The organism is Vicinamibacterales bacterium (assembly GCA_041659285.1).
Lineage (GTDB): Bacteria > Acidobacteriota > Vicinamibacteria > Vicinamibacterales > UBA2999 > 12-FULL-67-14b.
Genome location: JBAZYO010000012.1, coordinates 137,496 through 160,896, shown reverse-complemented (window position 1 = coordinate 160,896; position 23,401 = coordinate 137,496). Strand labels below are relative to the sequence as shown.

Here is a 23,401-nt window from a genome sequence, read left to right as displayed (position 1 = left end):
TTCCAAGGCCGCAGATGACGTCGAGGTCATGCCAGGGCCGCAGATGTCACAGACAACTCAAACGCCTCAAACAACTCAAACGGTTCCGACAAGTCGCGCCCTCCCGACAGATGGTGTCCTCCCGACAAGTGTTGCCCTCCCGTCAGGTTCACGTTCAATGGGCCCGGTGATCGAAGACCAGCATGGCCCAGAGGATCGGCAAGTAGAGAATCGACCCGAAGAACAGGCGTCTGGCGGTGTCCATGTTGCGCTTGGCCGAGAACTCGACGCTGAGCAGCATCAGCACGGCGCCCAGGGTGAGCGCGCCGACCATGTACCACAACGAGGCCAGGCCGACGCCGGTCGGCATCATGCTCAGCGGCACGAGAGCGGCCGTGTAGATCACGGCCTGGCGCCCCGTCGATCGCCCGTCCGGCTGGATTACCGGCAGCAACGGCATGCCGGCGCGCGCGTACTCGTCGCGATACAGCCACGCAATCGCCAGGAAGTGCGGCATCTGCCACATGAAGACGATGCCGAACAGCACCCAGCCCTCGATTGACAGCGTGTTGGTGGCCGCGGCCCAGCCGATCACCGCGGGCAGCGCGCCCGGCAGCGCCCCGACGATGGTCGACAGCGAGGTGCGCACCTTGAGCGGCGTGTAGAACAGCACGTAGCTGGCGGCGGTGAAGAACGCCACGCCGGCCGAAAGCACGTTGAGGAAATATGCGAGCTCCGCGGTGCCGGCCGCGATCAGGGCGAGGCCGAACAGGATGCCGACCATCGGCCCCATCCGCCGGTCGGCGATGGGGCGCATCCGCGTCCGGCGCATCAGCCGGTCGGTCGCGCGCTCCCACACCTGGTTGAGGGCGGAGGCGCCGCCGGCGACGAGAAACGTGCCGAGCAGCGTATGCGCGAAGTCAACGATCGTCGAATCCGGACCGGCGCCCAGCGAATACGCCGCCGCCGTCGTCAGCAGGACGAGGAAGTTGAGCCGCGGCTTGGTCAGCGTGACGAAGTCGGCCGCCCGCGACGGCGCCGCCGTCTTGGCTTGATCGCCGAGGTGGACGCTGGCGTCCGCCGCCATGTGGAGTCCGCCTTCGGCTGCCATGTGGAGTCCGGCTTTAGCCGGACTATTCTCCGCGTGCGAATGTGAAACTGACATCCTTCGATTCTTTCGCGCCGACCGTCACCTGTTGCGTCTTCACGCCGAGCGTCTCGTGCCAGGCCTCGATCGTGTAGGTGCCCGGCGGCAGGTTGTTGAGCACGACGCGGCCGTCGGCGCCGGTGGTGCCGAAGTACGGATGCTCGAGCACGCCGACGTAGGCGCTCATCCAGGCGTGCACGTCGCACCGAATCGCGACCATCACCTCGCGGGTGGCGAAGGTGCGATTGAAGCTGACGCCCTCGACCGGCGTGGACATGTTGAAGGACTGGTTGATCTTGCCCTCGGCCCGCACGTTGTGCAACAGCGGATCGCTGTTGCGAATGGTCAGCGGCTGGCCCACGCGCACGCCCAGCACGCGCGGCGAGTAGCGGCATTTGTCCTGGTCGAGCATGACCGGCTCGGCCGGGATGGGGAAGGTGTGGCCGGTCATGCCGTCCTTGACGTAGATGAAGACGTTCTGCAGCGCCTGCCCGGCGCCCAGCACGATCAGCTCGTTGGGCCGCTCGCCGGCGCCGTTCGCCGTTACGCACCTGGGGTCGCCATCCAGCCGGATCATCTGGACCGGCGGCGGCGCACCCTCGAAAACCACGGCGGCGGTGATCGATCCGGCGGTGGCGGGGTCGACGGAAGGGGCCGCCGGAGCGGGCGGCTGGGCCGGCGGGGCAGTGCCGCACGCCAGCGATCCGGCGAGCAATCCGAGGCACAGAATGAGGCGTCCGAACGGCATCCAGCCATTATCTCACCCGCGGGCGCTTGACCCTGTGGCCCGTGGGTCACTATCATTAGAGGTTCGTAGTCCCTAGTGCCGCTATCGTCTAGGGGTCAGGACGCCAGATTCTCAGTCTGGACACCGGGGTTCGAATCCCCGTAGCGGTACCACACCGATGCAGACGCGAAAACGACTCTCGTTTTTCGGCATCGGCCTCTCTGCCGCGATTCTCGCGGGCGCGCTCGGCCTTCTCCCCTTCGTTCGCGACATCGAACTCAGCACCTACGACCTCCGTGTGCGGGCCACCGCCCGCGCCGCGGGTCCGGCACCGGCCATCGCGATCGTGGAGATCGGCGACGACAGCATCGGGCGCATGGAGCCGATTGTGGGCCGCTGGCCGTGGCCAAGGCTCGTGCACGCAACGCTGATCGACTACCTCGCCGCCGCCGGCGCCAGGGTGATCGTTTACGACGTCCTGTTTGCCGAGCGCGATCAGCGCCGCTTCATGGTCGGCGCCGCCGAGTGGACCGGTGAGGAATCCGATGCCGCGCTGGTGGAATCCACCAGGAAGGCCGCGATGGTCGTGCACGCCGCCGCGGCGGCCAGCGAGGAACTGCTCGATCCCTCGCGTGCGCTGGCCGTGGACCTGTCGGCGGCGTCGTTGAATCAACCCTATCGCATCGACGACTGCGTGGAGCGGCGGCCCATGCTGACGCCGCCGTTCCCGGCGCTGGCGGCGGCCGCTCGCGGGATCGGCCACACCCTGTTCGTCCTCGACAGCGATGGTCCCATGCGCCGGACCCCGCCGATGATTCGCGTCGGCGAGCGCGCCGTCCCGTCGTTGCCTCTCGCGGCCGTGGCCATCGCGCGTGGTCTCGCGGCGCCGGACGTTGGCGTCGACGCCGGACGGCTGGCCCTTGGGGATTCGCGATCGCCCCTGGTGAATGAACAGGTTGCCGGCTACGAACGGCAGCGGCTGGTCGCCTGTCGCGCGCTCGTGCCATACCGCGGCCCGACACAGGATGCCGCCGGGCAGCCGTCCTTCACCGCGTTCTCGTTCTACGACCTCTTCTACTCGCAGCAGCAGATCCTCGAAGGCCAGAAGCCGCAGATCGATCCCGCCCTGTTCAAGGATCGCATCGTGCTGGTGGGCGCCACCGCCCAGGGCCTGCACGACGTATTCAACACTCCGTTTGGCGAAGGCAAGATGTCGGGGCCCGAGATTCACGCCAGCGTCATCGACGGAATGCTGAGCGGACGATCGACCGCGCCGGCGGTGCCGTGGGTTGGTGTGGCGCTGACGGTGGGCCTCGCCATGCTTGTCGCCGTGGTCGGCTTCAGCGCCAGCGCCTGGATTACCGGCACGGCCTTGGCGGCCATCGTCGCGGCGCTGGCGTGGTTCTCCGTCTGGCAGTTCGGCGGCGGCATCTGGGTTCCGGTCACGGTGCCCGCGGTCGCCGTCATCCTCGCGTTTGTCGGCGATCTCGCCTGGAAATACGTCGTCGAAGGCCGGGAGAAGCGCCAGGTCAAGAAGCTGTTCTCGCGCTACGTGTCCAAGGACGTCTACGACCAGCTGGTGGCCGACCCGTCGCTGGCGGCGCTGGGCGGCGCGCGGCGCAACATGACGGTGCTGTTCTCCGACGTACGCGGGTTTACCGCGTTGTCGGAGAAGGGCACCCCCGAAGACGTGGTGAAGCAGCTCAACGAGTACTTCACGCGGATGGTCGCGGTGGTGTTCGACCACCACGGCACGGTGGACAAGTTCGTGGGCGACATGGTGATGGCGCTGTTCGGGGCGCCGCTCGACGACCCGGACCACGCCGAGCACGCCGTGGCGGCGGCGCTGGCCATGATCACGGCCCTCGACCAACTCAACCGGCAGTGGCAGAGCCAGGGGCGGGCCGCCCTCGACATCGGCATCGGCATCAATACCGGCGACATGGTGGCCGGCAACATCGGCTCAGACACGATCATGAGCTACACGGTGATTGGCGACGCGGTGAACCTGGGGGCCCGGCTCGAGTCGCTGAACAAGGATTACGGCACCCGGATCATCATCAGCGACGCCACCCGGACCCGGCTCAAAGGAAGTTATGATATTCATCCCCTCGGCGACGTGATCGTAAAAGGCAAAAGCAAACCCGTCGCGATTTTTGAGGTCAAAACATCATGATGCGTACCGCGGTGTTCGGACTGGCCTTGACCTGCATGTATACCGGACTGGCCGAGGGCCGCTCGAGTGGCAGCGGCCCGAGTCGCGCCGTAGCCGAGGCCGAAGGCCGAGGCGAAGGCGGAGCACGGGACCAGCTCGGCCAGATCGGCAAGGGCCTAACCATCGCCAAGAAGGCGAACGACGTCCGCGACCTGCAGATGACGGACGCGGAGGAGCAGGAGCTCGGCGCCGCCGTCAGCGAGCGCATCCGCACCCGCTACGGCGTCGCCCAGGACGCCGGCGTGCACCGCTACGTCGCGCTGGTCGGCACGGCGCTGGCGCAGGGCAGCACGCGCCCGGCGCTGCCGTGGACCTTTGTCGTGCTCGACACCGACGGCGTCAACGCGTTTGCCGCGCCGGGCGGCTACGTGCACATCACGCGCGGCGCGCTCGCCCTGATCAAGAACGAAGCGGAGCTGGCCGGCGTGCTGGGCCACGAGATCATCCACGTCACCGAAAAGCACACCATTCGCGCCATCCAGAAGAGCAAGGCGGTGCAGATGGGCGCGGCGGAAACGCTCTCGGGCTCATCCGCGCTCATGGAGCGCGCGGTCACCGCCACCTACGACAACATCGTCGAGCGCGGCTTCGGCCGGGCGGAGGAGAACGAGTCGGACGAGAAGGGCGTGGCGCTGGCCAACAAGACCGGCTACGCGCCGAGCGGCCTCGTCAGCTTTCTGACCACGTTGAAGGAGCGCAACAAGGCGTCCACCGGGAAGCGCGGCTTGTTCGCGTCGCATCCGGAAATGCAGGAGCGCCTCGATCGCATCACCAAACAGATTGCCGCGCAGAAGCTGGCGGCGACCGCCACCGTGCAGCCGCGCTACGCGAAGAACATCAGCTACAAGCCCGTGCCGGTGACGGCGATTGCGACGGTTGATCCGGGCGCGGCGGGCCTGGCCGGCGGCGACGCCAAGGCCGGCGAGAAGAAGGAAGCGGAAAAGAAGGAAGACGAGCCGAAGAAGCGCGGGTTCGGGTTGAACCGCATGCTGCCGACCGGCGGCGGCGAGAAGAAGTCGGCGCAGGTGACCGCGTCCGGCGGCGCCCGAGGCGTCGATCCCGAAAAGGACTCCAAGGGCGGATCGAACCCGACGATCGTCCCGGTGAAGCTCGTGGCCGCTGACATCGCCGCCTTCAAGAAAGAGGGAGGCTTGCCGTAGGCCGCTATGTTCGCGGCCGGCTGCTGTTTTCGGCCTGGCTGCTGATCGGCTTCGTCCTGATCGAGGCCGCCGTGCGCCAGGGGCTCGGCGACGTCGAACTGCTGTCGGCCATTGCCAGGCTGGTCCTGGTGCTGGCCATCGTCAACGCCGTGGTGACGCTGCTGGCCAACAAGTGGCGCGACGATCGGCCGGGCGATCGCTTCCCCGGCATCGTGCAGGACGTCACCGTGATCGCGCTCTTTGTCGCGATTGGCACGATGCTGCTGCGCGAGCAGTTGCTCACCACGTCGGCGGTCGGCGCGGTGGTCGTCGGCTTCGCGCTGCAAGACACCCTCGGCAACCTGTTTGCCGGCCTGGCGATCCAGATCGAGAAGCCGTTCCGGGTGGGGCACTGGGTGCAGGTCCACGATCGCGAGGGCCAGGTGCACGAGATCACCTGGCGCGCCACCAAGCTCCGCACCAAGGCCGGTCAGTTCCTGGTCGTGCCGAACAGCGTGATTGCCAAGGAACTGGTGCTGAATTTCTCCGAACCGACGGTGCCGACGCGCGTGGAGGTGGAGGTCGGCGCGAGCTACACGACGCCGCCCAACGAGGTGAAGCGCGCGATCCACGAAGCCATCGCCAACGCGCCGCTGGTGATGCGCACGCCGGAGCCGCAGGTCATGATCAAGGCCTTCGGCGGCTCGTCGATCGATTACCTCGCCCAGTTCTGGATTGAGGATTACGGCGTCGATCGGCAGGCGCGCGACCAGGTGCGGACCAACATCTGGTACACGTTCCGGCGCTGCAACATCGAGATCCCATGGCCCATCCAGATCCAGTACGAGCGCGACGAAGAGCCGGTGCGCACCGACGCCGATGTCGCGGCGGCGGCGGAGCGGCTGGCCTCGGTGGACCTGTTCAGCACCCAATCGCCTGAGGCGCGTCACCACCTGGCCGCGGCGGCCACGCACCACCTGTTCGCGGCCGGTGAAGCCATGGTGCGCCAGGACGCGGACGGCGATTCGATGTTCGTGCTGTTGAGCGGCGGCGCCCGGGTCACGCTGGAGCCGTCGGGGCAGGAAGTGGCGGTCATTCCCGCCGGCGGGTTCTTCGGCGAGATGTCGATGCTGACCGGTGACCGCCGCACGGCCACCGTCCGCGCCGTCGACGACACGCGGGCGCTCGAGATTTCCGCGGCCGATTTCCGGGCGGTGGCGGTGGCGGATCCGGCGCTGCTCGATCACATCTCGAGTATCGTCACGGCGCGGCGCGCCGGCCTGGACGAGGCCCGCGCCTCCGCTGCGGCCTCCATCGCGCCGGAAGCGAAGCAGACGTTCCTGGCGAGGATGCGCAAGTATCTGCACGTCTGACGCGGCTGACACCCCGTCATCAGCGCCCTTGAAAAGGCCTCGACTGGTCGGCTACAGTCCATGAGCCGTCTTACCGGCGAAGGAGTTGGAAACCCGATGACACGTTCTATCGCAATCGCTTCGGTTGTTCTCACGTTGGCGTCTCCCGCGTTCGCGCAGATGGGCGGACCGCCCCAGAAGATCACCCTCGCCCAGGGCCTCACTCGCGCCTACGATGGCGTGAAGCGCAACCTCACCGAGATGGCCGAGAAGATGCCGGAGGCCGACTACGGCTACAAGCCGCACGCCGACTCGCGCGCCTTCGGCCAGCTGTTCGCGCATGCGGCCAACAGCATGTACGGCTCTTGCGCGGCGCTGAAGGGCGTCGCCAACCCGAACCAGGGCAAGAACCTGGAGGAACTGCTGAAGACCAAGGCGGAGTTCGTGAAGGCCATCACCGACGCGTACGCCTTCTGCGACGATGCGGTCAAGGGCGTGACCGACGCGAATGTCGCCGAGATGGTGAAGCAGGGGCAGAACGAGGTCGCGCGCGGTTCGATCGTGGCCGGCATCACCTCGCACAACAACGAGATGTACGGCACCGGCGCCGCCTATATGCGCGCCAAGGGCCTGGTCCCGCCGTCCACCGAGCGCGCGCAGGCGCCGCGCAAGCCGGGACAATAGGGCACAACAGGAGCCGGGTCCCGCGCGCGCGCGGGACCCGGCCTCACTGCTATTCGGCCCAGATCAACACGCGGCCCTCTCGCGGCTGCGTCATGTCGAGCACGATGCCCGGTCCGCGCCGCTCGATGTCTTCCACCCGCAGCTTGACCCGCTCATCGTTAAATCCCGAGGCCCAGGAACTGAACGCGATCGGCCCCGACTTCAGCCGCAGGATCCAGAACGGCACTTCGATGCGCGCCAGTTGGCCTTCGTCATCGTCGAACGCCAGGATGTGCAGCGTGGTCAGGCTGACCGTTGATGCGGGCCCGGCCGGCACCTCCAGGGCCTTCGGCTCGCCGTCACGGAACTCGAAGAGCGGCTGGCCGGGGAAGCGGGCCTTGACCTCGTCGAAGGCCTTCGTCGCGTCCATGTCGGTGGTCGCGGCGACCTCCATGTGGTTGCGGAACCAGGCGGCGGTGAAAACCACGGCGCCGACGCCGAGCACGAACAGCAGGAACAGGACACCGACGACGATCGGGATCCATTTCCGCTTTGGCTTCCGGGGCGCGTCGTTCATCTCGCTCATAAGGTCAACTCCGTTCCCGCTCCGGTTTCCGCGGCGCGGCGGAGCACCAGGTCCGCGGCCACCACGTCTTCCACCGCCATCCCCAGGGATTTGAAGATGGTCACGTCATCGTCTGTGCGGCGGCCTTCCGCGCGGCCGAGGACCAGTTCACCGAGTTCGCCGCGGATGTGCGCGGGGTTGAACAGCCCGTCGGCGATGCCGATCACCACGTCTCCGGATTCGACGAGGGCCGCGGCCCGCGAGTCCACGTAGAGGCGCGCGCGCGCCACCAGCGCCGGCGGCATCTCCCGCTGGTCGGGACGGCACGCGCCTACCGAAACCACGTGCGCGCCGGCCCCGACCCACGCATCTTCGATCACCGGAGTGGGGGACGAGGTGACGAGCACGATCAGGTCGGCGCCGCGCACCGCCTCTTCAGCCGTGCCGGCGGCACGAATGGCGGCCGCGACGTGTCCGCTCATGTCGCTGACAAAGCGTTCGCGGCTCCGCGCCTGCGGCGACCACACCCGCACGTCCTTCAGCTGGCGCACTTCCGCGAAGGCTTCGAGGTGGCTGCGGGCCTGCACGCCGGTGCCGATGATCGCCATCGTCGAGGCATCGCGCTTGGCGAGGAACCGCGCCGACACTGCCGACACCGCCGCGGTGCGGGCCTCGGTGATGTAGCGGCCGTCCATCAGCGCCAGCAGTGCGCCTGTTTCCGGATCCAGCAACAGGATGGTGGCGAGGTGCGACGGCAACTGCTTCGCCGGGTTATCCGCAAACACCGTGACCAGCTTGGCGCCCAAGGTGCCTGGATTCGGGACGTACGCCGGCATCAACCCGAAGTAGGCCTTGGTTGGTCCGACGGTGAGCACCGTCCTCACCGGCTGCAGCACCTCACCCGCGGAAAAGCGCGCGAGCGCCGCCTCCATGGCAGTGATGAGGTCGCCCATGGGCAGGAGGGACTGGACTTGCTGTTCGGTCAGGAGGCGAAAGTGTTGTGCCATGAAAGTTGTGCTCGTCGGCTACCGCTCAGGGCGAGCCGCGGTCCGAATGGTGTTGGCGTGAATGGTAACGATGGCGTCGATGTCGGGAGCGTAGCCGCCGCTCATCGAAACGGCAAGAGGAAGTCCGGCGCGGCGACAGGCGCCGACGACCATCTCGTCCCGTTGACGCAGTCCGTCAATGGTGAGCTTGAGCCGGCCGAGGCGATCCCCTTCGTACGGGTCGGCGCCGGCCACATCGTTGAACACGCAGAACCCCTCGCCGCGGCAATGGTGGCGCCCACCGACCGGCGCGCGCGTTCGACCATCGGCGGTGACCAGGGGAAGCCGATGCGGCGTTGGATGTCAGGCGGCACCGTGCCGTTGGCGACGGCATCCACGTAGGCGGACTCGTGGACCAGCCGTAGATCCTCCCATGAGGCCAGCGGCGCCTCGTGAAGCCGGTCCGGCGCGATGATGTCTTCCGCCAGGATGCGCTCGCGCAGGCGCGAGTACTTGGCCATGGGGAACTTGTGGCCGTCCGGCAGCGGCAGGACGAAGTGGTCCGAGTAGTACGCGCGCATGCGGCGACACCGATTCTCCAATATCAGGGCCGCAGATGACACAGATAACGCAGATGCCGTGGCCCGTTCAACGCGGCGCCGTTGGCGCCGCTGGCAGTGGGGCAGTCCACGACGAAATGAGTGGGAGGGTCTGTTGCGTTGCCCACTCATTTCTCGTGGACTGCCCCACTGCCGCGGGCCGGCCTCCGGCCGGCCAGGTTGAACGGGCAGGGTCTTCTCGGAGTCTCTGAGTCGCCGTGGCCAACGTGAATCTGCGTCATCTGTGTCATCTGTGGCCCTGGTACTCAGAAATCGGCGTCTGCGGATAAACTCATCGGCGTTGATTCACCGCATCAAATCCATCGACGCGCACGCCGCCGGCGAGCCGCTCCGGCTGGTGATTGAGGGTCTCCCCAGTCCCGAAGGCCGGACCATGCTGGAGAAGCGGGCCTGGGCCATGAAACGGCTCGACCACCTGCGCAAGTCGGTCATGCTCGAGCCGCGCGGGCACACCGACATGTACGGCGCGTTGCTGACCGAGCCGGCCACGCGCGACGCGCACGCCGGCATCCTGTTCATGCACAACGAGGGCTGGAGCACGATGTGCGGCCACGGCATCATCGCGGTCACCACCATCGCGATCGAGCGTGGCCTGATCTGGTCGAAGCAGGAAGGCAAGCCGGCCACGGTGGAGGTGCGCTACGACACGCCCGCGGGCCGCGTCGAAGCGCGCGCCCACCTGGCGCATCACGGCGACGCCGTCCGCGTGGAGTCGGTCGCCTTCCGCAACGTGCCGTCGTTCGTGTTCGAGCCTTCCGTGCTGGTGCCGGTCGGCTCCCGGAAGATCCCCGTGGACATCGCCTTTGGCGGCGCCTTCTACGCGATCGTGGATGCCGAGGCCGCGGGCGTGCCGATCGACGCCGCGCACCTGCCGGAACTGCGGAAGCTTGGCATGGTGATCGCCCGCGAAGTGGAGCGGCTGCGCCGCGTCGTCCACCCGAACGATGCCGGCCTCGAGGGCATCTACGGCACGATCTTCACGGCGCCGTCACAGCTGCCCGACGCGCACTTGCGCAACGTCACCGTCTTCGCCGACGCGGAGGTCGATCGCTCCCCGTGCGGGACCGGTACCGCCGCCGTCATGGCCGTGCTCAACGACATGGGCCTGCTCCTGGACGATGTGCCGTTCGTGCATGAGAGTATCGTCGGCACCACGTTCAGGGGCCGGGTGGTCGATCGTGTGATGGTGGGTGAGCGTGCCGCGATTGTCCCGGAAATCGAGGGCTCGGCGTGGATCACCGGCGAGCACACGTTCCTCATCGACGGCGAGGATCCGCTGAAGGCGGGGTTCAGGTTGTAGTTCGATTGTAGGGCACCCCTTTAAGGGGTGCCCTACAGGGTGATTATTTCAGGCCGGCGATCTTGCTGAAATCCATCTTCGACGCGAACTCGTGCAGAACCTTGGTGTCGGCGAGTTCCCGCCCTTCAATCGTCACCAGGAAGCGCTTGCCGACGAACACGTTCAGCTCGCCGTGCTTGTCGTCCTTCTCCCAGCGCTCGAAGCCGGGGTTGCCGGCCACACTAGTGGCCTTCTCGTAGCCCTCGCTGGTTTCGCGGCTGAAGCCGCTGGCGAGAAACATCGACCACGGCGCGATCAGCATTTGCGAGTAGCCGGTGTCCACGACCTTCACTTCGATTTCGGCGTCGCCTTTCTTGTATTCGGTTTCGGCCTGCGAGTAGGCGATGGGCGAGGTCATCCGCTCCGTGCGCGGGTCTTCCATCTGCCACCCCGACACCGACGGCAGCGTGCCCTTGAGCGCGTCGCCGGAGACGGGATCGATCGGCTTGCCGTCGCCGCCGCTCACCGCCGCGGCCATGCCCTGCATGGCCTTCGCCATGTCGGCCATCCCCTTCGCGGTGTCCCCGCCCTGCTGCTGCGCCTGGGTGACGGCCTCGGCGGCCTTCTTCATGTCCGCGGCGGCCTGCTCGCCCTGTTTCTCGGCTTCAGACTTCCCGCACGCGGCGGCGGTGAACACGATCAGGGCGATGAGGCCGGTAGCTCGTAGGAAACGCATAAGTCCTCCTTAGTGTCTCCTACCAACCTATCGCAAGTCCGTCCTTCCGGAGGTCGGATCCGCCAAGCATCACGCCCGTCTTCGGATCGATGAAAATCGCTTGGTAACCGCCCATGGCGCCGCGGCCGTCCGACACCGTGTGGCCCCTGGCTTCGAGCGCCTTGCGCACGTCGGCGCCGATTCCGCTCTCCAGCGCGAGCCGATTCCCCATGTGGCGCATGCGGGCGGCGTCGCCGGCTTCCTGCACGTGCATGCCGAAATCGACGAAGTTTGCCACCACTTGCGCGTGCGCCTGGGCCTGGTTGTCGCCGCCCATCACGCCGAACGCCACCCACGGCTTGCCGTCCTTCATGATCATCGCCGGCACCAGCGTGTGCAGCGGACGCTTGTGCGGACCGATCTGATTCGGATGGCCCGGTGTCAGCACGAAACCGGAGCCGCGGTTGTGCAGCGTGATGCCGGTTTCTCCCGCGACGAAGCCCGCGCCGAAGGCGCTGAACAGCGACTGGATGAACGACACGACGTTGCCTTCGCTGTCGGCGGCCGTCAGGTAGATGGTGTCGCCGAGATCGCGGCCGGCGAAGTCCTGCGTGGGCCGGCCCGCGCCTGCCGGCGTGCCTGGCGCGTAGCTCTTCGCCGCCTTCGCCATGTCGATCTCCTTGCGGCGGGTGGCGGCGTAGTCCTTCGAGAGCAGTGTCTTCAGGATGTCCTTGGCCATGTGATCGCGGTCGGCCAGGTAGGCGCCGCGATCCGCAAACGCAATCCGTTTCGCCTCGGTCACCACGTGGAGGTAGTCGGCCGAGTTGTGGCCCATGGCCTTGATGCCGAAGCCTTCCATGATGTTCAGCATCTCGAGCGCGACGAAACCCTGCGTGCTCGGCGGCATCTCCATGACGTCGTAGCCGCGGTAGTTGACGCCGATCGGATCCACCCAGTCGGCCTTGTGCTCCGCGAAGTCGCGCATCTCGAGCAAGCCGTTCCGGGCCTTGAGGTCGGCGACAATCGCGCGGGCGAGGGCGCCCTTGTAGAAGGCGTCGCGCCCTTCCTTCGCGATCAGCTCGAGGCTGCGCGCCAGCCGCGGGTTGGCGAAGATGTCGCCTTGCGCGAGCGGCTTGCCGTTCGGCAGGAAGGTCGCCGCCGTGGCCGGGTCGCGCGCCAGCAGTTTCTCGTTGGCCGTCCACTCGTTGGCCATCAGCTCGGCAACCGGGAAGCCGTCGCGCGCGTGCGTGATGGCGGGCGCAACTGCCTTGGCCATCGAGATGGTGCCGAAGCGCGTAAGGAGCTGGTGCCAGCCCTCGACGACACCCGGGACATCAACGGTCAACGGCCCGTTGCCCGGCATGTCCTTCAGGCCGCGCTTGGCGAACTCTTCCGGCGTGGCGGCGTAGGCGGACCGGCCGGTCGAGTCGAGCCCGTAGACCTTCCTGGTCTTCGCGTCGTAGACGATCGCCAGCAGGTCGCCGCCAATGCCGTTCATGCTCGGCTCGACGACGGCGAGCACTGCGGCGGCGGTGACGGCCGCGTCGATGGCGTTGCCGCCGTCCTGCAGCACCTTGAGTCCCGCGGCGGAGGCGAGTGACTGGCTGGTGGCGATCATGCCGTGGCGTCCCACGGCCGGCGACCGGGTGCCGCGAATGTTGCCCGAGGGCCGATCGCCGGCGGATATCTGTTGAGCGGACGAGGTGGTCATGATCAGGAGGACTCCGGCAATCGCGAACAGGAAGTTTCGCATGACGGCATTATAGGGTCTGGCCACTCTCGCAACTCGGCAGGACGCGCGAAGGGGTCAGACCCCTTCCGTGGGCCATCAAAGGGGGCAGACCCCTATACTTGGATATGGCCATCCGCGACCGCGTCGCCCGGCTGCTGGAGGAGATGCCGCGCGAGGCGCAGTTCCCCTCGCAAGGCGCCACGTTGTTCGTGGATCTCGAGCGCCGGCAACTGCACACCGCCTACACGCCGCTCGCCGTCACGCGCACGGTGCTTGGCGGCCGCGGCGCCAACATGTATTACCTGCACCGGCTGCTGGATGAGTCGCTCACGCCGCTCGATCCGGGCATCCCGCTGATATTCGGATCGGGGCTGCTGACCGGCCTGGTGCCCAGTGCCGCGCGCGGCAACTGCACGTCGTGGTCGCCGGAATCAGGCGTGCTGCTCGACTCGAACGCCGGTGATTACTTCCCGTCGTTCCTGCGCATGAACGGCTTCGACCACCTCGTGTTGTACGGCCAGGCCCCGGCGTGGACGCTGCTGGTGATTCGTAACGGCGTGGTGACGTTCGACGATGGCGCGCCGTACGTGGGGATGGACAACATCGAGATGCGCGAGGCCGTGGCCCGGGACCTGGGTGGCGTGTGGACCCGCAACATGGCGATGGCCAACATCACCCGCGCCGGTGAGAACCAGGTCCTGACCAGCGGCATCATGGCCGGCCCGAAAGCCATCTACGCGCGCGGCGGCCCGGGCGCGAAGATGGGCGCCCTCCGCCTGAAGGGCATCGTCACGATTGCGCCCACCCGCGAGTTTGCGACCGCGCAGCCCTACAAGCCCTACAACCGGCACATCGCGCAGAAGCTGCTTGCCACCTCGGTGGTGAAGAACGCGCTGTCGAAAACCGGCACGCCGTTTCTCTACAAGCCCAGCCGATTGCTGGGCGCGATGGGCACGAAGAACAACCAGGAAACGACGTGGACCGACGGCCTCGACGCCGAGCACTTCGATCCGTACCGCCCGGGGATGGAGGGCTGCTTCCGCTGCCCGGTGAACTGCCGTCCGCTGAACGACCTGCACAGCGCCGCGCCGGACAAGTACGACAAGGGCGATGGCCCGGAGTACGTGACGCTGGGGAAGTTCGGCCCCAATCTCGGCATCGACAGTGTCGCCGCGGTCGTCCGCCTCAATAACGTCTGCAACGACCTCGGTCTCGACACCGCGTCCACCGGCTCCGCCCTCGCCTGGGCGTTCGAGCTGTTCCAGCGCGGCATCATCACCACGGCGCACACCGGCGGGATCACGCTGACGTGGGGCGACGCGGTGACCATCGAACGCCTGCTGTTCATGATGGCGGCGCGCGAGGGCTTTGGCGCCGCGCTGGCCGACAGCACGCGCGCAGTGGAGAAGGGACATTATCCGGCGGAGGCGCTGAAGTACCGCATTGCGGTGAAGGGCCTGGGCCAGAGCGACCCGCACGACGCCCGCATCCTGAAGGCGTTCGCCCTCGGGTTGGCCGTGGCCACGCGCGGCATGGATCACCTCCGCAACCGCGCCACGCTGGAGATCAACGCGCGCATCAACGACAACCCGGTGTTCAAGTCGGAGCTGTATGGCGGCCCGGTCAGCGCCGAGCCCAACAGCTATGTGGACAAGGAGCGCGCGGTCCGGGCATGCGAGGACATGTACGCGGTGGGCGACTCGGTCGGCATGTGCCGCTTCACCACCAGGCTGTTCAACAGCCCGTCGCTGCCCGGCCTCGAGGAGTTCCGCGAGCAGCTCGCCAACGTCACCGGCCTGGTGTTCACCGACGAAGCCCTCGAACAGTGCGGGTTGAACGTGATGGGCGTGGAGCGGTTGATCAACCATCGCCTCGGCATGCGCCGCAAGGACGACACGCTGCCCGACCGCTGGTTCGACGAGCCGAATCCCGGCGGCCCCTACAAGGGCGAGAAGATCGATCGCCAGGAGTTCGACGCGATGCTGTCACGTTTCTACGCCATCTCGCGGCTGACGAGCGAGGGCGCGCCCGAAGAGGCGTGGCGCAGGGAATTGGTGGGCGCCCTTGGCAGTGACCGTTAACTTTCCCGCCGCCTTGCATCCCCTGACCGGCACGACGCTGGTGGTCCGCGACGCCGTCGCGACCGTCGGGCAACTCCTGCAGGTACTGGACCGCATGGTCCCCGGCCTCGCCACCGAACTGGACGATCCGCTGTATAACATCGCCGTGAACAACGAACTGCTGTTGCACGGCGTTGACCAGCGCGCGGTCGCCGACGGCGACGTCGTCGAGATCGTTCCGACGATGGCCGGGGGCTGAACAGCCAAGGTGCCTCGGGTGCCTAGTGTGCCTAGGGTGCCTGGGGTGCTAGAGTTCGACGATGGCGCGCGCGGTCGGGGCCAATGTTCGTCGCAAGGACGGTGACGCCAAGGTCACCGGCGCCGCGAAGTACATCGACGACCTGACGTTCCCCGGCATGCTGTTCGGGGCCACCATCCGCTCCACGGTCCCGCGTGCCGAGATCACCGCCAGGCATCTCGATCTTTCTCCCGCCTTCATCGTCGCCGACTACCGCGACATTCCCGGCCAGAACTACGTGGCGCTGATCGATCCCGACCAGCCATGCCTGGCCGAGCGCGAGGTGCGGCACGTGGCCGAGCCGATTTTGCTGGTCGCGCATGCGGACCGGCGGCAGTTGTTCGGCGTCGAGACGCGAGTGCGGTTCGAGTACCGAGAGCTGGCGCCCACCTGCGACCCCGAAGCGTCGGCGGTGTGCTTCAAGCAGATTGCGATCGACAAGGGCGACATCGATCGCGGCTTTCGCGATGCCGACTTCGTGATCGAAGGCGAGTACCGCACCGGCCACCAGGAACAGCTCTACATCGAGACCAACGGCGTCATCGCGGTGCCCGGGTCCGGACAGATCACGGTCTACGGCTCGCTGCAGTGCCCGTATTACGTCCACAAGGCGCTCGTGGTGCTGACCGGCCTCGCGCCCGAGCGGGTGCGCGTGATCCAGGCCGAAACCGGCGGCGGCTTCGGCGGCAAGGAAGAGTACCCGTCGATGCTCGCCTGCCATGCCGCCGTGCTCGCGATGAAATGCGGCCGGCCGGTGAAGATGATCTACGACCGCGTCGAGGACCTGCTGGCCACCACGAAGCGGCACCCGTCGATCATCCGGCACCGCACCGGCGTCACCCGCGACGGGCGCCTCACCGCGATGGACGTGGACGTGGTGATGGACGGCGGCGCCTACGCGACGCTGAGCGCGGTGGTGCTGTCCCGCGGCGTCATTCACGCGGCCGGTCCGTACCGGTGCGAACACATCCGCATTCGCGGCCGCGCCATGATGACCCACACGCCGCCCAACGGCGCGTTCCGGGGCTTCGGCGCGCCACAAACGCAGTTCGGCATCGAGGCGCACATGGATCGCGTGGCCGACGCCCTGGCGATGGATCCGGTCCGGCTCCGCGAGTTGAACGCGCTACGCCCTGGCGACGCCACCGCGACCGGCCAGAAACTGGGCCGCGACGCCAGCGCCCTGCCGGTGTTGCGCGCGGCGGTGAAGCGATCGGGTTTCAGGCAGAAGCGGCGCCAGTGGCGCGGCACCAACCGCGGCATCGGGTTGTCGCTCTTCTTCCACGGCTCGGGCTTCACCGGCGGCGGCGAAGTGAAGCTGGCCTCGAAGGCGTCACTCGAGCTGACCGCGACCGGCGCCCGCATCCTCGTCGCCAGCACCGAGATTGGCCAGGGAACGCGGACCATGCACGCGCAGATTGTCGCGGACGCGATCGGATTGCCGTACGAGGCCATCGACGTGCACCAGGTGGACACCGACGTCGTGCCCGACAGCGGCCCGACCGTGGCGTCGCGCACGTGCATGATTGTCGGCAAGCTGCTCGAGCGGTGCGCGCGCGACCTGCGAAAGCGGCTCGGCACGCTCACTCCCGAGGAGTACTTCAAGCGCCACGGTTCGGTCACCGTCACCGCCCAGTACGAACCGCCGCCCGGCCTGACGTGGGATGACGACCTCTACCGCGGGGATGCCTACGGCAGCTACGCGTGGGGCTGCAACGTCGTCGAGGTGGAGGTCGATCCCGTCACCTGCGAGGTCACCCCGATGCGCGTCACCGCCGTGGCCGAGATCGGCAAGGCCATTCATCCGCTGATGGCCGAAGGGCAGGTCGAGGGCGGCACCGCGCAGGGCATCGGCTACGCGTTGATCGAGGAAGTGGTGATGCGTGATGGCCGCATGGCCAACGCCCAGCTGACCAACTACATCATCCCCACGCCGATGGACGCGCCGGTCATCGACGTGGAACTGCTCGAGCGTCCGTACGCCCATGGGCCGTTTGGCGCCAAGGGCGTCGGTGAAATGCCGATTGACGGTCCCGCGCCGGCGGTGATCAACGCTCTTCGGCATTGCGGATTCGACATCCGGTCGATTCCCGCGACGCCCGAACGGCTGATGAAGGCGCGGCGATGAACCTGACCATCAACGGCAGGAAGCGGCGCCTCGACGTCGAGCCGATGAAGCGGCTGCTCGACGTGCTGCGCGAAGACTGCGGGCTCACCGGCACGAAGGAAGGCTGCGGCGAAGGCGAGTGCGGGGCCTGCACGGTGCTGGTGGACGGCGTCGCCGTGGACGCCTGCCTCGTCCCCGTCGCGCACGTCGAGGGCTGCCGCGTGGTGACCATCGAGGGGGCGAGCGCGGCGTCGCGATCGGGCAAGGCGCTGCAGAACGCGTTTGTCGAGCACGGCGGCGCGCAGTGCGGCATCTGCACGCCGGGCATGATCATGGCGGCCCTGCCGCTCAAGGCCGGCGCGTCCCGCGACCAGATCAAGACCGCGCTGGCCGGCAACTTGTGCCGCTGCACCGGCTACATGAGCATCTTCCGGTCGGTGGAGGCTGGCCTTCCGCCTTCGCGCCAAGCGCTTCGGCGGACAAGTCGGCGAACAAGCACGAAACGGCAGACGGCGAAGAGGAACAGGCGTGCCAACCGACGCTAGATCCCTCTCGCTGAAGCGGCCGCGCACCCTCAAGGCGGCGCTGGCCATGCTGGCCGACGACCCCACGCTGACGCCGATTGCCGGGTGCACCGACGTGTTTGTGGGCCTGCACTTCGGCACGCTGGAGCAGCGTCGCTTCGTGGACCTGTGGGGGCTCGATGAATTGAGGGCGATTCGAATCGACCGGCCCGTCCTCCGCATTGGCGCGCTGGCGACCTACACCGACATCATCAAGTCGGCGCTCGTCCGGAAGCGGGTGCCGATGCTGGTGGCCGCGGCCCGCGAAGTGGGTGGACCGCAGATTCAGAACCGCGGCACCCTCGGCGGCAATATCGCCAACGCCTCGCCGGCCGGCGACACGCTGCCGGTGCTGGCCGCCGCCGGCGCCCGCGTCGTGCTTCGCAGTATCGCGGGCGAGCGCCGCGTCCCCTTCGCCGGGTTCTACACGGGCTATCGCACCAGCGTGCGGCGGCCGGACGAGCTGATCACGGCCGTCGAGATCCTGCCCATTGCCGGCCGTCAGTGGTGGCGCAAGGTCGGCGCGCGGCGGGCCCAGGCGATTTCGAAGATCATGATCGCCGCCGTGCGCGGGCCGCAGGTCCGCGTCGCGTTCGGCTCGGTGGCGCCCACGGTGGTGCTCGCGACCGCGGCGGCGGCCGTGCTGACCGGCGGCGGCGCCATGGCCGATGCGCAGGCGGCGTTGCGCCGGGACATCGCGCCAATAGACGATGTGCGATCGACGGGCGAGTATCGGATGCAGGTGGCCGAAAACCTGCTCGATGAGTTTTGGAGGGAAACCGATGGCTAGGGGCCAAGGTGTCCGCCTCCGCGGCCGAAGGCCGCTACGGCGAGACCTCGCCGAAGCTCGCCACCGAGACTTGGGCGAGCGAAGGCGGGCTGAGGTGCTCAGTGGCTGGCGTGCTGGGGTGCTCGCCGTTGTTGCGGCGCTCGCGTGGCCGGCTCATGCCTTTGCCCAAGGCCCGGCCGACGTCGATCGCGTCATGACGGTCGTGCGCGCGGCGCTGGCGCCGGCCCTGCCGTTCCCAGACACCGACGACACCAACTCGGTGCCGGCGAACAACTCGACCACCGTGCTCTGGATGGTGCGGCCGCTGCAGACGGGCGAGCGCACCATCGAGGTGATGGCCAACCCGCTCAACGAAATCAACCAGGCCCGCGCCAACCGGGCCATGGCCCAGATCGGCGCGGCGATTGATGCCGCGCAGCGGCGGGCCGAGGCGCAGTACGAACGGGCGCTGGCCGAGGCAAGGCGGACGGGCCGCTCGCAGGACGTGGACGGCGTCGGGCTGTCGGACGAAGGCGTGGCCGGCGCCCGCATCGACGCCGAAGGCCACGTCACCATCGACGTGGATTACAACCAGCCGGCCTACGCGTTCGCGGTGGCCTCGTCGATAGAACCCGCGGTGTCGAAACAAGTGACGGTTGATGGGGCGGTTGCCGTGATCGCGGTCCCATCCAACGTGTATCGGGGCAAGACCGCCCAGGGCACCGAGGAGCGGTTCGCCCCGGCCGAGACAGTGGTGTTTTTCGGCACCCTCGCAACGCCGGAGGTGCGCGGCCGGTCCGATGCGGCCTTCGACGTGACCGCCTCAGCCGCGGCTTCCGAAAGCCCGGCCGCGGTTCGCACCATGACCGTCCGGTTTCGCGGCAACGAGGTGTTGATCGCCGATCTCCTGCGGAAGGCCGACTGGAAACGGGTGCTGGAACTTCTCAAATAGCGCCGCCGTCCTACCTAGTGGCCCTCCCAGAAACGGCCAGGTAACAAGGCCGCCACGAGGCGGCCGAGGTGGCAACATGTTGAGAATCTACGATTGGAATTTCTCAGGGACGGTTGACGTGGTTGTTCCCGCACTGCTCGCCGGCTTGTTCCTCATGGTCGGCGTGTTGTCCCTCTTCTGACGAGGGACACCCTTCAGGACTTGGTGTCGGGCGCGGCGAGATAGCTCTTCCGCGCCCGCACGGTCATTCCCGGCCGGTTCACCTTCACATCCAGCTTGTGCACCTTGCCGTCGAGCGAGGCGGGGGCAAAACCGATCAGGTACTGGCTGCGCAGCTCCTGCGCCACGCGCGTGAAGGTCGGCGCCAGGTCGATCGTCTTCAGCAACTCGAAGTAGCCGCCGCCGGTTTCATCGGCAATCTTCCGCAAGTCTCGTGACGGGCGCGTCTTTACGACACGCATGCCGTTGAAGTACTCCGACTCGAGGCCAATGGCGTAGACCATCACCTCTTCGTCGCGGGCTTGCTCGAGAACGGTCTTGAACCCGGTGCGGCTCGCGGTGTCTTCGCCATCGGTGAACACCAAGACAACGCGGCGGCCTTCGATGCCCTGCAGCGCGTCGAGGCCGGCGCCAATGCCGTCGTTCAGGCGCGTGGGGTTGCCGAAATACAGATCGTTCAGCGCCCCGATCAACTCGTCGCGATTGTTCGTGAAGGTGCCGCTCAACTGGATCTTGTCGTTGAACGCGCCGACCTGCGCCCGGTCCACCGGCAGCAAGCGCAGCAGAAACTGCTCCGCGGCGCGGTTGAGCAGCTTCAGGTTGGCGGTCATGCTTGCGCTGGTGTCGAGCATCACCACGGCGCTGAACGGCTGCGAGTCGTTCGAGAACAGCGTCACGTCGGCGGGCTTGCCGTTGTCGAGAATGGCAAAGTCGGCACGCTCGAGGTCCGGCACCAGGCGCCCGCCGCCGTCCACCACCGTGGCGTAGATCGGCACCGTGCGCACGGCGGACTTGAAGATCGGCTGATCCTGCGCGGACGTCGCCAGCACGGCAGTCCCGGTGACCAAGACGCTGGCGAGCACAATGGAGGACAGCCTGTTCATGATTACCCCAACTCTAGCAAAGGTCATGCCCCGGCGGCCTACACTAACCACTGGCCCGTCATGCCATCCCCGTTTCCCGGCCTGTGCGCCACTTGCGCGTTTTCCCGCACCGTCGAGGGCGGCCGTTCGACGTTCCACCTGTGCGAGCGCGCGCTGAACGATCCGCGCTTCTTCAAGTACCCGTCGCTGCCGGTGCTGTCCTGTCCGGGCTACCAGCGCAAGGACGAGGCGGCGCCCGGGACGGCTCCCATTCCAGGCGCCGATGATAAGCTGAGCGGATGAGATTGTCAGGCTCCGTCCGAGGCTACGCGCTGGTCTTCACCTTGGGCGTGGTGGTCACCGCGTGCTCCGAGTCGTCCAACGTGGCGGCCCAGGCGCAACCGGCTCCGGCGTCCAACCCGGATCAGGTCGTGGCCGAGGTTGCGGGGCGGAAGGTCACGCTCAAGGAACTCGACGCCAAGTGGGAGGAGTTCGACGCCGCCGAGCGCGCGCGTGTCACCCAATTGCTCTACCAGAACCGGCGCAACATGCTGGATCAGGTGGTGGGCGAGATCCTGATCGAGGACGCGGCGAAGGCCGCCAACCTGTCGGTGGCCGCGTACGTGTCGCAGGACGCGGCCAAGCGGGCCGTGCCGGTGTCGGAGCAGGAGATCGTTCAGTTCTTCGAGGCCAACCGCGAGCGCGCGCAGGGGCGGACGCTCGAGCAGCTGCGCGGCCAGATCAAGGACTTCCTCGACAGCCAGCGCACACTCCAAGCGCGCGCCCAGCTCGTTGAGGAACTGAAGGGCAAGAGCGCCGCCGTGAAGGTGATGCTCGATCCGCCGCGCTACAGCGTCGCGGTGGACAACACCGACCCCGCAACCGGAGAAGCCACGGCGCCGGTGACGCTGGTGGAATTCTCCGACTATCAATGACCGTTCTGCGCGAGGGTCGGTCCGACCCTCACACAAGTTCGCCAGGTCTACGGGAACAAGGTTCGCATCGTGTTCAAGGATTTCCCCCTGCCCAATCACGCGCAGGCATTCAAGGCATCGGAGGCGGCGCGGTGCGCCGGTGAGCAGGGCAAGTACTGGCAGATGCACGACGCCATGTTCGCCAACCAGCGGGCGCTCGAAGTGCCGGCACTCAAGCAGGCAGCGGCCGGCCTGGGCCTCGACGCCGCGAAGTTTGGACAGTGCCTGGACTCAGGCAAGTTCGCCGGTGCCGTGCGCGCGGGCATGGCACAGGGCGAGAAGATGGGCGTGAACTCGACGCCCACCATCTACATCAACGGCCGCGCCCTGATCGGCGCGCAGCCGTTCGCGGCGTTCAAGCAGATCATCGACGAAGAGCTGGCCCGCAAGCCCTGATCGGAGTTCACAGGAGATCAGGAGTTTTCACAGGAGACCAGAAGATCAGAAGAATAGGATTTCTTCTGATCTCCTAACCTCCTGTTAGAAGTTACGGGATCAGCACGATCTTCCCGTGCGCCCCTGGCTCCATCACCTCGATGTGGGCCCTGGCGGCGTCGGCCAGCGGCATTTCCCGGCCGACCACCGGGTTGAGGGCGCCGCTTTCCAACCCCGCGATAATCGCCTGATGCGCGCGCCGGACTTCGTCCGGCGGAATGCCCCACAGCGCCAGGCCATACACCGCGCAGTCTTTCGACATGATCTTGCGCGCGTCGATCTCGACGCGGCCGCGGTTGCCGATCACCACGACCCGTCCGCCGGGCGCCACGATCGTCAGGTCGTGATCGAGGTTCACGTTGGCGAGCATCTCGAGAATGACGTCGGGCCCGCGCCCGCCGGTGACGCTGGCGATGCGATCCAGGTAGCCGTCACCGCGGTGATTGAAGGCATGGTGCGCGCCTTGCGCCGTCACCACCTTCAACCCCTCATCGGTTCCGGCCGTGCCGATTACCGTCAGGCCCGCCGCGACCGCGAACTGGGTGGCGGCCACGCCGACCCCGCCGCTGGCGCCGTGCACCAGCACCGTGTCGCCGGCCCGCGCGTTGGCGCGGCCGAATAGCGCCCGCCACGCTGTCACGTACGGCACGAACAACCCCGCACCCTGCGCAAAACTGATCCGGGCCGGCAGCCGGTGGACCTGGCCCACCTCGCACACCGCGAGCGCCGCGTAGGCACCGTGGGCTTTGCCGAGCGCCGTGCCGCTGATGTAGACCCGGTCGCCGGCGTGCCATCCGGTGCCGCCATCGCCGACCTGGTCAATGACGCCGGCGGCGTCGGCGCCCGGCGTAAACGGCAGGGCCGGCGAAATGGCATAGCCGCCCGCACGCATGTAGGTGTCGTAAGGGTTGACGCCGACGGCATGAATGCGGACCCTGACCTGGCCCGTGCCGGCCGCCGGGTCCGGCACTTCTTCGAGTTTGAGGACGTCTGGACCGCCGAATTCGCGCGCGAGGATGGCTTTCATGGGGGCAATTCTAGT

The 23,401-nt window shown here is 67.4% G+C and carries 22 protein-coding genes, 1 tRNA gene and 1 pseudogene; 15 read left to right on the top strand and 9 right to left on the bottom strand.

Annotated elements, in window-relative coordinates; all coding sequences use genetic code 11:
* Positions 1-154: 154 nt before the first annotated feature.
* Entirely contained in the window at positions 155-1,090 is a 936-nt protein-coding gene (gene cyoE / locus WC815_18330; GenBank protein ID MFA5910741.1) for a heme o synthase, read from the bottom strand.
* A gap of 22 nt (positions 1,091-1,112) precedes the next feature.
* Positions 1,113-1,874, bottom strand: a complete 762-nt coding sequence (locus tag WC815_18325) for a hypothetical protein (protein MFA5910740.1) — start codon at positions 1,872-1,874, stop codon at positions 1,113-1,115.
* Positions 1,875-1,951: 77 nt separating this feature from the next.
* Between WC815_18325 and WC815_18320 the strand changes: the two genes are divergently transcribed.
* The 5 genes from WC815_18320 to WC815_18300 all read left to right on the top strand — a co-directional run bounded on the left by WC815_18320 (position 1,952) and on the right by WC815_18300 (position 7,243).
* Positions 1,952-2,026: transfer RNA gene (locus WC815_18320), tRNA-Glu, on the top strand.
* Positions 2,027-2,031: 5 nt separating this feature from the next.
* Entirely contained in the window at positions 2,032-4,029 is a 1,998-nt protein-coding gene (locus WC815_18315) for an adenylate/guanylate cyclase domain-containing protein (protein ID MFA5910739.1), read from the top strand.
* Positions 4,026-5,228 carry a M48 family metalloprotease gene (locus WC815_18310; protein ID MFA5910738.1) on the top strand — a complete coding sequence of 401 codons (1,203 nt, stop codon included), beginning with the start codon at positions 4,026-4,028 and terminating at the stop codon, positions 5,226-5,228. Before WC815_18315 ends, WC815_18310 begins: the two co-directional genes overlap by 4 nt.
* Before the next feature lie 71 nt (positions 5,229-5,299).
* On the top strand, positions 5,300-6,580 hold the full coding sequence (locus tag WC815_18305; protein ID MFA5910737.1) for a mechanosensitive ion channel family protein: 1,281 nt from the start codon (positions 5,300-5,302) through the stop codon (positions 6,578-6,580).
* A 96-nt stretch (positions 6,581-6,676) separates the two neighbouring features.
* Positions 6,677-7,243 (top strand): DinB family protein, encoded by a 567-nt coding sequence (locus WC815_18300; GenBank protein ID MFA5910736.1) that lies wholly within the window; start codon positions 6,677-6,679, stop codon positions 7,241-7,243.
* Positions 7,244-7,292: 49 nt separating this feature from the next.
* Here the strand turns inward: WC815_18300 and WC815_18295 are convergent, their stop codons facing one another.
* The 3 genes from WC815_18295 to WC815_18285 all read right to left on the bottom strand — a co-directional run bounded on the left by WC815_18295 (position 7,293) and on the right by WC815_18285 (position 9,354).
* Positions 7,293-7,799, bottom strand: a complete 507-nt coding sequence (locus WC815_18295) for a hypothetical protein (protein ID MFA5910735.1) — start codon at positions 7,797-7,799, stop codon at positions 7,293-7,295.
* 5 nt (positions 7,800-7,804) lie between these two features.
* The gene (locus tag WC815_18290) at positions 7,805-8,794 is read right to left on the bottom strand and encodes an ornithine cyclodeaminase family protein (GenBank protein MFA5910734.1); all 990 of its coding nucleotides are present in this window, start codon (positions 8,792-8,794) and stop codon (positions 7,805-7,807) included.
* Between the two features lie 101 nt (positions 8,795-8,895).
* Complete coding sequence (locus WC815_18285) at positions 8,896-9,354, bottom strand: hypothetical protein (protein ID MFA5910733.1); 459 nt, start codon at positions 9,352-9,354, stop codon at positions 8,896-8,898.
* Positions 9,355-9,673: 319 nt separating this feature from the next.
* On the opposite strand from WC815_18285, the gene WC815_18280 reads away from it, so the two are divergent.
* Positions 9,674-10,693: a proline racemase family protein gene (locus tag WC815_18280; protein ID MFA5910732.1), complete on the top strand. Its 1,020-nt coding sequence runs from the start codon at positions 9,674-9,676 to the stop codon at positions 10,691-10,693.
* Between the two features lie 43 nt (positions 10,694-10,736).
* Here the strand turns inward: WC815_18280 and WC815_18275 are convergent, their stop codons facing one another.
* Together WC815_18275 and ggt are read right to left on the bottom strand one after the other, a co-directional pair.
* Complete coding sequence (locus tag WC815_18275; GenBank protein ID MFA5910731.1) at positions 10,737-11,408, bottom strand: hypothetical protein; 672 nt, start codon at positions 11,406-11,408, stop codon at positions 10,737-10,739.
* Positions 11,409-11,427: 19 nt separating this feature from the next.
* Positions 11,428-13,140 carry a gamma-glutamyltransferase gene (ggt, locus tag WC815_18270; protein ID MFA5910730.1) on the bottom strand — a complete coding sequence of 571 codons (1,713 nt, stop codon included), beginning with the start codon at positions 13,138-13,140 and terminating at the stop codon, positions 11,428-11,430.
* A 104-nt stretch (positions 13,141-13,244) separates the two neighbouring features.
* On the opposite strand from ggt, the gene WC815_18265 reads away from it, so the two are divergent.
* The 6 genes from WC815_18265 to WC815_18240 all read left to right on the top strand — a co-directional run bounded on the left by WC815_18265 (position 13,245) and on the right by WC815_18240 (position 19,868).
* Positions 13,245-15,200 carry an aldehyde ferredoxin oxidoreductase C-terminal domain-containing protein gene (locus tag WC815_18265; GenBank protein ID MFA5910729.1) on the top strand — a complete coding sequence of 652 codons (1,956 nt, stop codon included), beginning with the start codon at positions 13,245-13,247 and terminating at the stop codon, positions 15,198-15,200.
* Positions 15,190-15,438, top strand: coding sequence for a MoaD/ThiS family protein (locus WC815_18260; GenBank protein MFA5910728.1), 249 nt, complete (start codon positions 15,190-15,192; stop codon positions 15,436-15,438). Before WC815_18265 ends, WC815_18260 begins: the two co-directional genes overlap by 11 nt.
* A 61-nt stretch (positions 15,439-15,499) precedes the next feature.
* The gene (locus WC815_18255) at positions 15,500-17,605 is read left to right on the top strand and encodes a xanthine dehydrogenase family protein molybdopterin-binding subunit (GenBank protein ID MFA5910727.1); all 2,106 of its coding nucleotides are present in this window, start codon (positions 15,500-15,502) and stop codon (positions 17,603-17,605) included.
* Positions 17,602-18,129 carry a (2Fe-2S)-binding protein gene (locus WC815_18250; GenBank protein ID MFA5910726.1) on the top strand — a complete coding sequence of 176 codons (528 nt, stop codon included), beginning with the start codon at positions 17,602-17,604 and terminating at the stop codon, positions 18,127-18,129. The genes WC815_18255 and WC815_18250 overlap by 4 nt, the downstream gene beginning before the upstream one ends.
* Complete coding sequence (locus WC815_18245; protein ID MFA5910725.1) at positions 18,113-18,937, top strand: FAD binding domain-containing protein; 825 nt, start codon at positions 18,113-18,115, stop codon at positions 18,935-18,937. The genes WC815_18250 and WC815_18245 overlap by 17 nt, the downstream gene beginning before the upstream one ends.
* 118 nt (positions 18,938-19,055) lie before the next feature.
* A complete protein-coding gene (locus WC815_18240; GenBank protein ID MFA5910724.1) occupies positions 19,056-19,868 on the top strand; it encodes a hypothetical protein in 813 nt (270 codons plus the stop codon).
* A 194-nt stretch (positions 19,869-20,062) separates the two neighbouring features.
* Here WC815_18240 and WC815_18235 read toward each other — a convergent pair whose 3' ends face one another.
* Positions 20,063-20,971 carry a VWA domain-containing protein gene (locus tag WC815_18235; protein ID MFA5910723.1) on the bottom strand — a complete coding sequence of 303 codons (909 nt, stop codon included), beginning with the start codon at positions 20,969-20,971 and terminating at the stop codon, positions 20,063-20,065.
* Positions 20,972-21,031: 60 nt separating this feature from the next.
* Here WC815_18235 and WC815_18230 point away from each other — a divergent pair, with 60 nt between their 5' ends.
* The 3 genes and pseudogenes from WC815_18230 (at position 21,032) to WC815_18220 (ending at position 22,320) form a co-directional block, all read left to right on the top strand.
* The gene (locus WC815_18230; protein MFA5910722.1) at positions 21,032-21,253 is read left to right on the top strand and encodes a hypothetical protein; all 222 of its coding nucleotides are present in this window, start codon (positions 21,032-21,034) and stop codon (positions 21,251-21,253) included.
* Positions 21,250-21,885, top strand: a complete 636-nt coding sequence (locus WC815_18225) for a hypothetical protein (protein MFA5910721.1) — start codon at positions 21,250-21,252, stop codon at positions 21,883-21,885. Before WC815_18230 ends, WC815_18225 begins: the two co-directional genes overlap by 4 nt.
* 12 nt (positions 21,886-21,897) lie before the next feature.
* A pseudogene (locus WC815_18220) lies at positions 21,898-22,320 on the top strand (thioredoxin domain-containing protein).
* A 91-nt stretch (positions 22,321-22,411) separates the two neighbouring features.
* On the opposite strand, the gene WC815_18215 reads toward WC815_18220, so the two are convergent.
* Positions 22,412-23,386, bottom strand: a complete 975-nt coding sequence (locus WC815_18215) for an NADPH:quinone reductase (GenBank protein ID MFA5910720.1) — start codon at positions 23,384-23,386, stop codon at positions 22,412-22,414.
* Between the last annotated feature and the right edge of the window lie 15 nt (positions 23,387-23,401).

Coding starts and splice junctions, on each gene's coding strand:
- WC815_18230 (MFA5910722.1), top strand. CDS start 21,032: ATGCCATCCCCGTTTCCCGGCCTGTGCGCCACTTGCGCGTTTTCCCGC.
- WC815_18325 (MFA5910740.1), bottom strand. CDS start 1,874: ATGCCGTTCGGACGCCTCATTCTGTGCCTCGGATTGCTCGCCGGATCG.
- WC815_18275 (MFA5910731.1), bottom strand. CDS start 11,408: ATGCGTTTCCTACGAGCTACCGGCCTCATCGCCCTGATCGTGTTCACC.
- WC815_18290 (MFA5910734.1), bottom strand. CDS start 8,794: ATGGCACAACACTTTCGCCTCCTGACCGAACAGCAAGTCCAGTCCCTC.
- WC815_18255 (MFA5910727.1), top strand. CDS start 15,500: ATGGCGCGCGCGGTCGGGGCCAATGTTCGTCGCAAGGACGGTGACGCC.
- WC815_18285 (MFA5910733.1), bottom strand. CDS start 9,354: ATGCGCGCGTACTACTCGGACCACTTCGTCCTGCCGCTGCCGGACGGC.
- WC815_18235 (MFA5910723.1), bottom strand. CDS start 20,971: ATGAACAGGCTGTCCTCCATTGTGCTCGCCAGCGTCTTGGTCACCGGG.
- WC815_18225 (MFA5910721.1), top strand. CDS start 21,250: ATGAGATTGTCAGGCTCCGTCCGAGGCTACGCGCTGGTCTTCACCTTG.
- ggt (MFA5910730.1), bottom strand. CDS start 13,140: ATGCGAAACTTCCTGTTCGCGATTGCCGGAGTCCTCCTGATCATGACC.
- WC815_18300 (MFA5910736.1), top strand. CDS start 6,677: ATGACACGTTCTATCGCAATCGCTTCGGTTGTTCTCACGTTGGCGTCT.
- WC815_18295 (MFA5910735.1), bottom strand. CDS start 7,799: ATGAACGACGCGCCCCGGAAGCCAAAGCGGAAATGGATCCCGATCGTC.
- cyoE (MFA5910741.1), bottom strand. CDS start 1,090: ATGGCAGCCGAAGGCGGACTCCACATGGCGGCGGACGCCAGCGTCCAC.
- WC815_18265 (MFA5910729.1), top strand. CDS start 13,245: ATGGCCATCCGCGACCGCGTCGCCCGGCTGCTGGAGGAGATGCCGCGC.
- WC815_18310 (MFA5910738.1), top strand. CDS start 4,026: ATGATGCGTACCGCGGTGTTCGGACTGGCCTTGACCTGCATGTATACC.
- WC815_18215 (MFA5910720.1), bottom strand. CDS start 23,386: ATGAAAGCCATCCTCGCGCGCGAATTCGGCGGTCCAGACGTCCTCAAA.
- WC815_18315 (MFA5910739.1), top strand. CDS start 2,032: ATGCAGACGCGAAAACGACTCTCGTTTTTCGGCATCGGCCTCTCTGCC.
- WC815_18250 (MFA5910726.1), top strand. CDS start 17,602: ATGAACCTGACCATCAACGGCAGGAAGCGGCGCCTCGACGTCGAGCCG.